Below are 12,554 nucleotides of genomic sequence, written 5' to 3'. Positions count from 1 at the left end.
GGTTGTCGCGGAGATTTACATAAGCTTGATGGATAATACTATTGATAATTATTTGCATTTGCAATAGGGTGGCTGCGCTCAAAAGAGCACGCCTGTTCCGCCCAACACTTACCCATTCGGTAAGGTTGCGCTACGGATGGTTTGAAGGGTTTGGAACGCGGCGCGATATGGACAGGGATCTTCTTACCGGCTCGCCAGCTACGCATCCAACCGCTTCAACTGGCCATCCAGGAACGCAAAAATGAAAAATTATTCACGCTTATCATTAGCCATTCTGATTGAACTGGGGCTCAGCGCCTCACTGCTTTCCAGCAGCGCTTGGGCAGCAGACACTTCTTCCAGCAAGACTTCAGCCAGCAGCGAAACATCCTCCACCGACGGCGGCACGTTGATGGTCACCGCGCAGCAGCAAAACCTGCAAGCGCCGGGCGTCTCGACCATTACCGCCGACGAAATTAAAAAGCATCCGCCTGCACGCGATGTGTCGGAAATCATCCGTACTATGCCGGGCGTGAACCTAACCGGTAACTCGACCAGCGGCCAACGCGGCAACAATCGCCAAATCGATATTCGTGGTATGGGGCCGGAAAACACCTTGATTATGGTGGATGGCATGCCAATCACCAGCCGCAACTCGGTGCGTTTAGGCTGGCGTGGCGAGCGTGATACGCGTGGCGATACCAACTGGGTGCCGCCGGAGATGATCGATCACATCGACGTGATTCGTGGACCGGCCGCAGTGCGATACGGTAACGGCGCGGCGGGCGGCGTGGTGAATATCATCACCAAAAAACAGACCGATCAGCAGTGGCACGGTTCGTGGAACACCTACTACAACGTGCCAGAACACAAGGCGGAAGGGGCGACCAAACGCACCAACTTCAGCCTCGAAGGTCCGCTGGGCGATGATTTCAATTTCCGTTTGTACGGCGGTTTAGCCAAAACCCAAGCCGATGCGTATGACATTAATGAAGGACATGCTGCCGCGCGTACCGGCAGCTATGCGGGCAGTTATCCGTCGGGCCGCGAAGGTTCGGTAAATAAAGATATCAATGCCTTACTCAGCTGGGCATTTGCGCCGATGCAAACGTTGGAGCTGCAAGCGGGTTACAGCCGCCAGGGCAACTTGTATGCCGGCGATACCCAGAACACCAACACCAGTGCGCTGGTGAAAAGTCTGTATGGCGATGAAACCAACCGCCTGTATCGTCAAAACGTGGCGCTGAAGTGGACCGGTGCATGGGATAACGGCGTCAGCACCAACACTTACGCTCGCTACGAGAAAACCCGTAACACCCGCATTAACGAAGGATTGGCGGGCGGTACCGAAGGCATCTTCTCCAACAGCGGTTTCAACACCATTCAATTGGATGATCTGCTGCTGCACAGCGAAGTCAGCATTCCGTTCGAATGGCTGATCAACCAAACCGCTACGCTGGGCACCGAATGGAACCAGCAGCAGATGAAAGATCCTTCATCGACGACTCAGGCAGCCATTTACGGTGCGGTGCCGGGCATCTCGAATACCGGCCGCAGTCCGTATTCACAGGCGGAAATCTTCTCGCTGTTTGCTGAAGACAATATGGAGCTGACCGACAGCACCATGCTGACGCCGAGCCTGCGTTTCGATCATCACTCGATTGTTGGCAACAACTGGAGTCCGTCGCTCAACTTGTCGCAAGGTTTGGGCGATGACTTCACGCTGAAGATGGGCATCGGACGTGCTTATAAAGCGCCAAGTCTGTATCAAACCAACCCGAACTATTTGCTGTACAGCAACGGCCAGGGTTGTGCTGCCAGCACCGGCGCGTGTTATCTGCAAGGCAACTCAGACTTGAAAGGCGAAAACAGCATCAACAAAGAAGTTGGGCTGGAGTGGAAGCATGAAGGTTATCAGGCTGGCGTGACCTGGTTCCGCAATGATTATCGCAACAAGATCGAAGCGGGTTATGCGCCATCGGGCAAAGCCTCGAATGGCACCACCGATATTTATAAGTGGGAAAACGTACCGAAAGCGGTGGTGGAAGGGCTGGAAGGTACTGTAAACGTCCCGTTCTCAGACAGCGTGACGTGGAATAACAACTTCACCTATATGCTGCAAAGCAAGAACAAAGAGACCGGCGATCGTTTATCGGTGATTCCTGAATATACGCTGAACTCGACGCTGAGCTGGCAGGCGACGCAGGATCTGTCGCTGCAAACCACCTTGACCTGGTACGGCACGCAAACGCCGAAGAAGTATGATTACAAAGGTCAGCCGGTAACCGGCAGCGCGGCGGATAAAGTCAGTCCTTACTCGATTATTGGCATGAGTGGTACCTACGATATCAATAAGTACGCCAGCGTGACCTTGGGGATTGATAACCTGTTCGATAAGCGTCATTTCCGCGAAGGCAATGCGCAAACCACCGGCAATGCGACGACCGGCGCCTATTTGTATGGTGCGGGTGCCAATACCTACAACGAATCAGGCCGTACTTATTACATGAGCCTGAATACCCACTTCTAACGGCGTTTAGCCAATCAGTTGATGCGGTAACGTGCAGCGGGCAATCAGTCCGCTGCACTCTTCGCGATTAATCAGTTCTAACCTGCCGCGATGCATCTGCACGATGCGCAGCACAATATTCAAACCTAAGCCACTGCCACCATAGCGTTGATCGCGCCGACGAAACGCCTGAGTTAACTCTTCTGCCGCCGAAGCATCAATGCCTGGCCCGTGATCCCATACTTCGATGATGGTTTGTTGCTTATCCTGCTGCATTTTCACCGTCACTTCGCTGCCTTCCGGGCTGTAACGCGAGGCGTTTTCCAGCAAGTTGCGCAGCATCAAACGCAGTAACACCGCTTCGCCTTGCTGCGGCACATCTTTGCTCTGCGGCCAATGCAGCGTTTGCTGGCGCTGCTGATACAGCTCGGCCATTTCTGGTTTCAGCGGCTGCATGATGTCTTTTTGCCACAACAACTGCTGGTAATGACCGCCCGCCAGCGCCTGTCCGGCGCGCGATAGCATCAGCAATTGCTCAACGGTGTGCATCAACTGATCGATGCGTTCAATCAGCATTTCACTTTGCGGCACATTTTGTTGATGCAGCAACTCAAGGTGCAGGCGCAATCCTGCCAGCGGGGTGCGCAGTTCATGCGCCGCATCAGCAGTGAATAAGCGTTCTTGCTGGAGCGTGTGATCAAGTCGCGAGAAAAGTTGGTTGATCGACGACGTTACCGCCACGATCTCATCCATTTCAGAGTAGATCGGCAGCGGCGTTAAATTATCGGCTGAACGATGTGCCAGGCTATCTTGCAGCGATCGCAGAGGACGGATGATCCAGTTGATCGCCCAGAATGACAGCAGCAAGGTCAGCGCGACCATCACAAGTGAAGGCAATAACAGCGAGGCGATGGCCTCACGAATTTCGCCTTCCACGCGTTCATTGCGCGCCTGCGCAGAGAGGGTTTCATTGACTAAAAAGCTGATCTGTTCGCGGCTTTCGTGCCATAGCCACACGGCGCTCATCACCTGACAGGTGAGGAGAATCAGCGCCAGCATGATCAGTAACCGCTGACGCATGCTGTTCATTCGCGAATTTCCAAACGGTAGCCGACGCCGCGCACGGTTTTGATACGATCTTTACCCAGTTTGCGGCGCAGATTGTGGATGTGAACTTCCAGTGTGTTGGATCCGGGATCGTCGTTCCAGCTATACAGATCTTGTTGCAAGGTTTCACGGTGCACGTTTTGACCCACGCGCATCAGCAAACGCGTCAACAGCGCGAACTCTTTCGGCGTGATTTCCAGCGGAATGCTTTCCAGCAACACCTGCTGCGAACTCAGGTTGAGCGTCAGATCGCCTTGTTGCAACAGGTTATCGCTGTGACCTTGATAGCGACGAATCAGCGCCCGCACGCGCGCCTGCAACTCAACCAGCGCAAACGGCTTCACCAGATAATCATCGGCGCCGGCATCTAAACCATCGACGCGATCCTCGAGCGCATCGCGCGCCGTGAGGATCAATACCGGTACGGCGATGCCATCGCGGCGCCATTGACGCAGCAATGATGCGCCATCACGATCCGGCAGACCCAGATCGAGCACGATCAAACTGTATTGGCCGCTGCGCAGCAACGCGTTGCTTTCCGCCGCGGTGCTGGCGCAGTCAATGGCGTAACCTTGCGCAGTTAACGCTTGCGCAAGGCCCGATTGCAACAGTGCATCATCTTCAACTATCAGCAGTTTCATTAGTTGTTCTTGTTGATATCCGTATAGAGGCGGCTTTCAAAACGTACCAGCGGAATGCGGCGCGTTTTCTGATCTTCCGGTGGCACAGCGTAACCGGACAGGAACTGCACGAAAGCCACGCGCGCGCCGCTCGAAGTAGTGATGAATCCAGCCAGATTATAGACGCCTTGCAGTGAACCGGTTTTCGCCGACACTTTACCATCCAATCCGGCTTCGTGCAGACCGCCGCGATATTGCAGCGTGCCGTTGTAACCGGCCAGCGGCAGCATCGAGATGTAGTCGAGCGTTGCATCGTTTTTGGCGATGTATTGCAGCACTTGCATCATGGTGTCCGGCGCGATCAAATCGTGGCGCGACAAACCAGAACCATCAACCTGAATGCTGTTGCCGAGATCAACGCCGGCTTTTTCACGCAGGATACGCCGCACCGCATCAGAACCAGCACGGAAGGTGCCCGGAACGTTGAAATAGTGATGGCCAATGGTGCGGAACACGGTATCGGCGATCATGTTGTCCGATTTTTTCAACATGGTGTGCAGCAGATTATGCAGTGGCTGCGATTGCGTTGAAGCAAGCACCGTGCCCGGAGAGGTCACTTGCGATTGGCGAACAAGATGTCCGCTGTAATCGATATCGGCGGCACGCAGCTCGGCTTTGAGAATCTCACCGGCCCACGCCGCACCATCTTGTACCGCAAACGCCAGCGGCAACGGCTCTGCACGTTGACGCATACAGCCGGTTAAGGTGTAGCGATTAAGTTCACCAGGCACGACATCCAGCTCGCAATATTGTCCATCGCCACTGTTACGGCCAATGGTGCGCACCTGACTGAACATGTGCGCCGGATAATAGGACGCGATGCGCACAAAGGCGTTTTCGCCCGGCGTGTTGGCGCTGTAAAGCGAAACCGAGAAGCAGTTTTTATCGACGATGGCCGCACCTGGCGGTGCACTAAAGCACTGCGTCATATCGTTCCACGGCCAGCCGGGTGCCGCATCGTGGCTAGCAAATACTGAGGTGTCGACCACCAAATTGCCTTTGATATGGTTGATGCCTTGTTTTTTCAGCGCGGCGACCATATTGCGTAGATCCTGGCGGCTTAGGGTTGGATCGCCGCCAAAGCGCGCCACCAAATCGCCATTCAGCGTGCCATCACTGATCGCGCCTTTGGTTTCCATGGTGGTCTGAAAACGGAAGTCAGGGCCGAGTTCCAGTAATGCTGCCAATGCCGTGACCACTTTCATGGTACTGGCCGGTAGCGCCATTTGTTTGCCGTGGTAATCGATGATCGGAGTGGATGCGCCGACTTTTTGTACCATCAGCGCCAGGTTTGCGCCGTCGGGCAAATACTGCATGTATTCTTCAACGGGAGCTGCTTGTGCCTGCAGCATAAACGCACAGGTTAATCCGGTAACAAGTCGTGAAAATCGCATAATCTCGCGGTAACTAGCGGGTGAAGGCGTCAATACTACGTCCCCGGACGGTGCAAAGTAAACGATGACCCACAGGGAACTCTGGGGTAAAATACGTATCAAAATGCAAAACCGAACCTGACCCGGAAAGCTTTCCGGGTCAGGCTTCTTTTGCTTGTGAAAAGAGGTAACGCGCCGCAGAAGCTGTTTTCTGCTGTCACCGGTCAGGATGACGCCGTTAACCAGGATAGATGACGAGGAGCCAAAAATGAATCAGATTCCGATGACGTTGAAAGGCGCTGAGAAGCTGCGCGAAGAGCTGAACGAACTGAAATCCGTGAAGCGTCCGCGCATTATCGCCTCCATCGCCACAGCCCGTGAGCACGGCGATTTGAAAGAGAATGCCGAATATCATGCGGCTCGCGAGGAACAAGGTTTTTGCGAGGGTCGTATTCAGGAGATCGAAGCAAAGCTCTCCAATGCGCAAGTGATTGATGTTACTGCAATGCCGAAAACCGGCCGCGTGATTTTTGGCGCAACGGTGAGCGTGCTCAATCTGGATACGGATGAAGAGTTCACCTACCGCATCGTGGGTGACGATGAAGCTGACTTCAAACAGAACCTGATTTCAGTGAATTCGCCGATGGCGCGTGGTTTGATCGGTAAAGAAGCCGATGATATCGCTATCGTGAATACGCCTGGCGGGAAAGTGGAATATGAAGTCCTGAAGGTGGAATACCTTTAAGATATTGCTACGCTTTGAAATATGTCGCTGCATATTGTAAAGAAAGGAAAAAGGCCGCATTGCGGCCTTTTATCCCATGCAGGAGCGTGGCACTTTCTTTGCCCGTCGCCGCCTTTAAAGGCATGATTAACGCGGAAGAGTGATTTTGCGCTCTTTAGCAGGGCGATACAGCACCAGCGTGTTGCCGATGACCTGTACGTTGCTTGCTTTGGTTTCACGTACGATAGCGTCAACGATCAGCTGCTTGGTTTCACGATCTTCCGAGGCAATTTTTACCTTGATCAATTCGTGATGCTCGAGCGCCAGTTCGATTTCGGCGAGCACGCCTTCGGTCAGGCCATTACCGCCCAGCATGACAACCGGCTTAAGCGGATGGGCAAGGCTTTTCAGGTGCTGTTTTTGTTTGGTACTCAGATTCATCGTATTTTTTGCTTACTCAGGGATTGAAAACGGTTCATTCTACCGCCATCTCGGGTATATCGCCAAATCAGCGCGACCATTGCGTGCTGATTTATCGCTACGATGACGATTTAATTGGAAAAATTATGACGGGTAAAAAGCGTTCGGCCAGTTCCAGTCGCTGGCTTCAGGAACACTTTAGCGATAAATATGTGCTGCAAGCACAGAAAAAAGGGTTACGTTCGCGTGCCTGGTTTAAACTTGAAGAAATTCAGCAGGGTGACAAGATTTTCAAACCCGGTATGACGGTTGTCGACTTGGGTGCTGCACCCGGCGGTTGGTCGCAATATGTGGTACAGCTTATTGGATCAAGTGGTCGTATCATTGCCTGCGATCTGTTACCAATGGACCCGATTGTTGGCGTTGATTTTTTGCAGGGCGATTTTCGTGACGAAGCAGTGCTCAATGCCTTGCTGGAGCGCGTAGGCGACCAAAAGGTGCAGGTGGTCATGTCTGACATGGCGCCGAACATGAGCGGTACACCGGCGGTTGATATTCCACGTTCGATGTATTTGGTAGAATTGGCGCTGGAAATGTGCCGGGATATCCTGGCACCAGGCGGCAGTTTTGTAGTGAAAGTGTTTCAGGGAGATGGCTTCGATGAATACCTGCGGGAAATTCGCTCCCTGTTTACGAAAGTGAAAATTCGTAAGCCGGACGCTTCGCGATTACGTTCGCGCGAAGTGTACATTGTGGCGACGGGGCGCAAACTGTAGCCCGAATGACTGGAATCAAAGCAAGACGACCAATGCGTTTACTCTGATGTCTAATTCTGAATTAAGAGTAAACAAGCAAAATCATCCTCACTGCGATTCCAGGTATGAAGGATCTATAGTACCCTACGCTGTCTGTTAACATCGTTGTAATATGAGGTTAATCCCTTGAGTGACATGGCGAAAAACCTGATTCTCTGGTTAGTCATCGCGGTCGTGCTGATGTCTGTATTCCAGAGCTTTGGGCCCAGCGAGTCGAATGGCCGTAGGGTTGATTATTCAACTTTCCTATCGGAAGTGAACCAAGATCAGGTCCGCGAGGCACGAATTAACGGGCGTGAGATTAACGTTGTCAAAAAAGACAGCAATAAATACACCACCTATATCCCCGTCAACGATCCTAAGTTACTCGATAACCTGTTGACCAAAAACGTCAAAGTAGTGGGCGAACCGCCGGAAGAACCAAGCCTGTTGGCTTCAATCTTCATCTCCTGGTTCCCAATGCTGCTGCTGATTGGCGTGTGGATCTTCTTTATGCGGCAGATGCAGGGCGGCGGCGGCAAGGGCGCGATGTCCTTCGGCAAGAGCAAAGCCCGCATGTTGACCGAAGATCAGATCAAAACCACGTTTGCTGATGTGGCCGGTTGTGATGAGGCCAAAGAAGAAGTCGGTGAGCTGGTTGAGTACTTACGTGAGCCGAGCCGTTTCCAGAAACTGGGCGGTAAAATCCCGAAAGGCGTCCTGATGGTCGGCCCTCCTGGTACCGGTAAAACCTTGCTGGCGAAAGCGATTGCTGGCGAAGCGAAAGTACCGTTCTTCACCATTTCAGGTTCTGACTTCGTAGAAATGTTCGTCGGTGTTGGTGCATCTCGTGTGCGCGACATGTTCGAACAAGCGAAGAAAGCGGCACCGTGCATCATCTTTATCGATGAAATCGATGCGGTTGGTCGTCAACGTGGTGCCGGTTTAGGCGGTGGTCACGATGAACGTGAACAAACGTTGAACCAGATGCTGGTTGAGATGGATGGCTTTGAAGGTAATGAAGGCATCATCGTTATCGCCGCAACTAACCGTCCTGACGTACTTGACCCAGCGCTGCTGCGTCCAGGTCGTTTTGACCGTCAGGTTGTGGTTGGCTTGCCAGATGTGCGTGGTCGTGAGCAGATCCTGAAAGTGCATATGCGTCGCGTGCCATTGGCAACCGATATGGATCCTTCTGTTATCGCACGTGGTACGCCGGGCTTCTCTGGTGCGGATCTGGCGAACTTAGTCAACGAAGCTGCCTTGTTTGCTGCTCGCGGCAATAAGCGCGTGGTTTCGATGGTTGAGTTTGAAAAAGCCAAAGACAAAATCATGATGGGTGCGGAACGTCGCTCCATGGTGATGACCGAAGAGCAGAAAGAATCTACGGCGTACCATGAAGCCGGTCACGCGATCGTCGGTACTTTGGTGCCAGGTTACGATCCGGTGCACAAAGTGACGATTATCCCACGCGGTCGTGCGTTGGGTGTGGCGTTCTTCTTGCCGGTTGGTGATGAAATCAGTGCTAATCGTCAGAAACTGGAAAGCCGTATTTCGGTGGCTTACGGTGGACGTTTGGCAGAAGAGATCATTTACGGTCCGGATTATGTTTCAACCGGTGCTTCTTCTGACATCAAAATGGCAACCAGCGTAGCACGCAACATGGTTACGCAGTGGGGCTTCTCTGAGAAGCTGGGTCCATTGCTTTACGCTGAAGAAGAGGGCGAAGTGTTCCTCGGCCGTTCAGTGGCTAAAGCGAAACACATGTCTGATGAAACGGCGCGTATTATCGACCAGGAAGTTAAACACCTTATCGATACGAACTACCAGCGTGCTCGCCGTATTCTGAATGAAAACATGGACATCCTTCACGCGATGAAAGACGCGCTGATGAAGTATGAAACCATTGATGCGCCGCAAATCAGCGATCTGATGGCACGCCGTGAAGTGCGTCCGCCAGCAGGTTGGGAAGAAGCGAAAGTTGCTGTGGGTAACGGTGACTCTACGCAGGCTCCACGTCCTGTTGATGACCCGAAAACACCGGGTTCTGACAAGGTTATGTGATGGCAAGCTAGCGTGATGTGCATGCATCCGCTAGCGTTGCAGCCCGCACTGATGGTTATAATGCAAACCCCGGCAAGTCCGGGGTTTTTCATATTTAGATTTAGCGATCCCTGCAGGAGATTTTCACCATGAAGTTGTTTGCCCGTGATTCCCATCTCGATCTCTCTTTTCCCCATGTGATGGGCATTTTAAATGTCACGCCAGACTCCTTTTCTGATGGTGGAACCCACAACACACTGGTTGATGCGCTGACACATACCAACGAGATGGTAAATGCAGGTGCCACTATCATTGATGTTGGTGGTGAATCAACTCGTCCGGGCGCGGATGAAGTCAGCGTAGAAGAGGAGCTGGAGCGCGTAATTCCAGTGGTGGAAGCCATTGCGCAGCGTTTTGAAGTGTGGATTTCTGTCGATACGTCTAAAGCTGAGGTGATTAAGGAAGCGGCGCGAGTGGGCGCTCACATCATTAATGATATTCGTTCCCTGTCTGAACCGGGCGCGCTGGTTGCAGCCGCAGAAACCGGCTTGCCCGTATGTTTGATGCATATGCAAGGTGAACCGCGCACCATGCAGCAAGCGCCGGAATATCAGAACATAGTTAGCGAAGTGGATGCTTACTTCGCTGCACAGATCGCCCGTTGCGAAGCCGCCGGGATAAAAAAAGATAATCTGCTGCTCGATCCTGGCTTTGGTTTCGGTAAGAATCTCAGCCACAACTATGAACTGTTGGCACATCTGAGTCACTTCCATCATTACGGCTTGCCGTTGCTGGTGGGGATGTCGCGTAAGTCGATGATTGGCCAACTGTTAAATGTCGGTCCGGGGCAACGCCTGACCGGAAGCCTGAGCTGTGCGGTGATTGCCGCTATGCAAGGGGCACAAATTATTCGCGTGCATGATGTGAAAGAGACTGTCGAAGCGATGCGCGTTGTCGAAGCGACACGGAGAGCAAAAGGATAAAGGCATGAGTAATCGTAAATATTTCGGTACAGATGGTATTCGCGGCAAAGTCGGTGAAGCACCGATTACCCCTGATTTTGTTCTCAAACTGGGTTTCGCCGCCGGTAAAGTGCTGGCGCGTTCTGGCTCCAGGAAAGTGTTGATTGGCAAAGATACACGTATTTCTGGCTACATGCTGGAATCGGCGCTGGAAGCGGGTTTAGCGGCGGCGGGCTTATCTGCGGCGTTCACCGGACCGATGCCAACCCCAGCAATTGCTTATCTGACGCGCACTTTCCGCGCCGAAGCCGGCATCGTAATCTCGGCTTCGCACAATCCGTTTGATGACAATGGCATTAAATTCTTCTCTGCAGAAGGCACTAAATTGCCGGACGAAGTGGAAGAAGCTATCGAACTCGAGTTGGAAAAGCCGCTGACCTGCGTTGAATCGGCAGAACTGGGCCGTGCCAGTCGTATTGTCGATGCGGCGGGACGTTACATTGAGTTTTGCAAAGGCACATTCCCCAGCGAACTGAGCCTCAACGGCTTAAAAATTGTGGTGGATTGCGCGAACGGCGCGACCTACCACATTGCGCCAAATGTGCTGCGTGAACTGGGCGCGAAAGTGATTGCGATTGGCGTTCAGCCAGATGGCATGAACATCAATAAAGAGTGCGGCGCGACTGATTTGCGTATGCTTCAGGCGCGCGTGCTGGAAGAAAAAGCCGATCTGGGTTTGGCTTACGATGGTGATGGCGACCGCATCATGATGGTTGATCACCTGGGCCAGAAAGTTGATGGCGACCAGATCCTCTACATCATTGCGCGTGAAGCATTGCGCCAGGGCCAGCTGCGCGGCGGTGTGGTCGGGACACTGATGAGCAATATGGGACTTGAGCTGGCGTTGAAGCAGTTGGGTATTCCCTTTACGCGCGCGAAAGTGGGCGATCGTTATGTGCTGGAGAAAATGCAGGAGAAGGGATGGCGCATGGGCGCGGAGAATTCCGGGCACGTCATCCTGTTAGACAAAATCAGCACTGGCGATGGTATCGTTGCAAGTTTGCAAGTACTTACTGCAATTGTACGCAACCACATGACACTGCATGATTTGTGCAGCGGTATGAAAATGCTGCCGCAGATTTTGGTCAACGTGCGGTTTGCGGGTGAACATGATCCACTGGAAAGCGACAGCGTGAAAGCAGTGACTGCCGAAGCGGAAAAAGCCCTCGCGGGACGAGGCCGCGTGTTGCTGCGCAAATCAGGCACTGAACCGCTGATCCGTGTGATGGTGGAAGGGGAAGATGAGACGCAAGTGACCGAATTGGCCCATAAAATTGCCGATGCGGTAAAAGCGGTTTAAGGCATAAAAGGCGGCGGGGTTTTCGCCTTTCCGCCTGCAAAATCACCGTGATGGTGCTTTTTTCCGCAATCGAAAGCGTTGGTGAAAATTGCACTTGCAGAGGTATGTGCCATTGGTTAGTATTCACACCCGCTTCTGATGGGTGATGACGAAACTCCCCATCGATATTGGTTGAAGCTTTAACTGTGCAGATAACGCGCAAGGAAACAGGTTGATTATGTACGAAGCTCTGTTAGTTGTTTTCCTTATTGTAGCGATTGGCCTCGTGGGTTTGATCATGCTGCAGCAAGGCAAAGGCGCTGATATGGGAGCCTCATTCGGTGCGGGCGCTTCTGGTACACTGTTCGGTTCAAATGGGTCTGGCAACTTTATGACTCGCATGACCGCAGTACTGGCTACGCTGTTCTTCATCATCAGCTTGGTTCTGGGTAACCTGAACAGTAATAAAACAGCCAAAGGTAGTGAGTGGGATAACCTCACTGCGCCGGCGCAGTCTGAACAGCAGACTCAGCCAGCTAAACCGGCAACGCCGGGCAACGATATCCCGCAGTAAGATCGTCAACGCTGTAGTGCGACAACACAACGTCGCAGTCTAGTGCAGTA

At 52.8% G+C, this 12,554-nt stretch carries 11 protein-coding genes; 7 read left to right on the top strand and 4 right to left on the bottom strand.

Annotation, left to right across the window (positions count from 1 at the left end; all coding sequences use genetic code 11):
* Nucleotides 1–241: 241 nt before the first annotated feature.
* Entirely contained in the window at nt 242–2,509 is a 2,268-nt protein-coding gene (locus tag ABDW13_RS19325; RefSeq protein ID WP_343554167.1) for a TonB-dependent siderophore receptor, read from the top strand.
* Nucleotides 2,510–2,515: 6 nt separating this feature from the next.
* Here ABDW13_RS19325 and pmrB read toward each other — a convergent pair whose 3' ends face one another.
* The 3 genes from pmrB to dacB are packed head-to-tail and all read right to left on the bottom strand — an operon-like array spanning nt 2,516 to nt 5,669.
* Nucleotides 2,516–3,577 (bottom strand): two-component system sensor histidine kinase PmrB, encoded by a 1,062-nt coding sequence (pmrB, locus tag ABDW13_RS19320; protein WP_343554166.1) that lies wholly within the window; start codon nt 3,575–3,577, stop codon nt 2,516–2,518.
* Nucleotides 3,574–4,236, bottom strand: coding sequence for a two-component system response regulator PmrA (gene pmrA, locus ABDW13_RS19315; protein ID WP_343554165.1), 663 nt, complete (start codon nt 4,234–4,236; stop codon nt 3,574–3,576). Before pmrA ends, pmrB begins: the two co-directional genes overlap by 4 nt.
* A complete protein-coding gene (gene dacB, locus ABDW13_RS19310) occupies nt 4,236–5,669 on the bottom strand; it encodes a serine-type D-Ala-D-Ala carboxypeptidase (RefSeq protein WP_343554164.1) in 1,434 nt (477 codons plus the stop codon). The genes pmrA and dacB overlap by 1 nt, the downstream gene beginning before the upstream one ends.
* Nucleotides 5,670–5,916: 247 nt before the next feature.
* Between dacB and greA the strand changes: the two genes are divergently transcribed.
* Complete coding sequence (gene greA, locus ABDW13_RS19305) at nt 5,917–6,393, top strand: transcription elongation factor GreA (protein ID WP_343554163.1); 477 nt, start codon at nt 5,917–5,919, stop codon at nt 6,391–6,393.
* A gap of 126 nt (nt 6,394–6,519) precedes the next feature.
* Here greA and yhbY read toward each other — a convergent pair whose 3' ends face one another.
* The gene (yhbY, locus tag ABDW13_RS19300) at nt 6,520–6,813 is read right to left on the bottom strand and encodes a ribosome assembly RNA-binding protein YhbY (protein ID WP_343554162.1); all 294 of its coding nucleotides are present in this window, start codon (nt 6,811–6,813) and stop codon (nt 6,520–6,522) included.
* A 125-nt stretch (nt 6,814–6,938) separates the two neighbouring features.
* On the opposite strand from yhbY, the gene rlmE reads away from it, so the two are divergent.
* The 5 genes from rlmE to secG all read left to right on the top strand — a co-directional run bounded on the left by rlmE (nt 6,939) and on the right by secG (nt 12,504).
* On the top strand, nt 6,939–7,568 hold the full coding sequence (gene rlmE, locus ABDW13_RS19295; protein WP_007886684.1) for a 23S rRNA (uridine(2552)-2'-O)-methyltransferase RlmE: 630 nt from the start codon (nt 6,939–6,941) through the stop codon (nt 7,566–7,568).
* A gap of 174 nt (nt 7,569–7,742) precedes the next feature.
* Nucleotides 7,743–9,650, top strand: a complete 1,908-nt coding sequence (ftsH, locus tag ABDW13_RS19290) for an ATP-dependent zinc metalloprotease FtsH (RefSeq protein ID WP_343554161.1) — start codon at nt 7,743–7,745, stop codon at nt 9,648–9,650.
* Between the two features lie 128 nt (nt 9,651–9,778).
* Nucleotides 9,779–10,612, top strand: a complete 834-nt coding sequence (folP, locus tag ABDW13_RS19285; protein ID WP_343554160.1) for a dihydropteroate synthase — start codon at nt 9,779–9,781, stop codon at nt 10,610–10,612.
* 4 nt (nt 10,613–10,616) lie between these two features.
* Entirely contained in the window at nt 10,617–11,951 is a 1,335-nt protein-coding gene (gene glmM, locus ABDW13_RS19280; protein ID WP_343554159.1) for a phosphoglucosamine mutase, read from the top strand.
* Between the two features lie 217 nt (nt 11,952–12,168).
* The gene (gene secG / locus ABDW13_RS19275; RefSeq protein WP_007886689.1) at nt 12,169–12,504 is read left to right on the top strand and encodes a preprotein translocase subunit SecG; all 336 of its coding nucleotides are present in this window, start codon (nt 12,169–12,171) and stop codon (nt 12,502–12,504) included.
* Nucleotides 12,505–12,554: the final 50 nt, after the last annotated feature.

Source organism: Pantoea sp., from assembly GCF_039594315.1.
In the GTDB taxonomy this organism is placed as follows: domain Bacteria; phylum Pseudomonadota; class Gammaproteobacteria; order Enterobacterales; family Enterobacteriaceae; genus Pantoea.
This window is presented reverse-complemented; position numbering and strand designations above follow the sequence as displayed.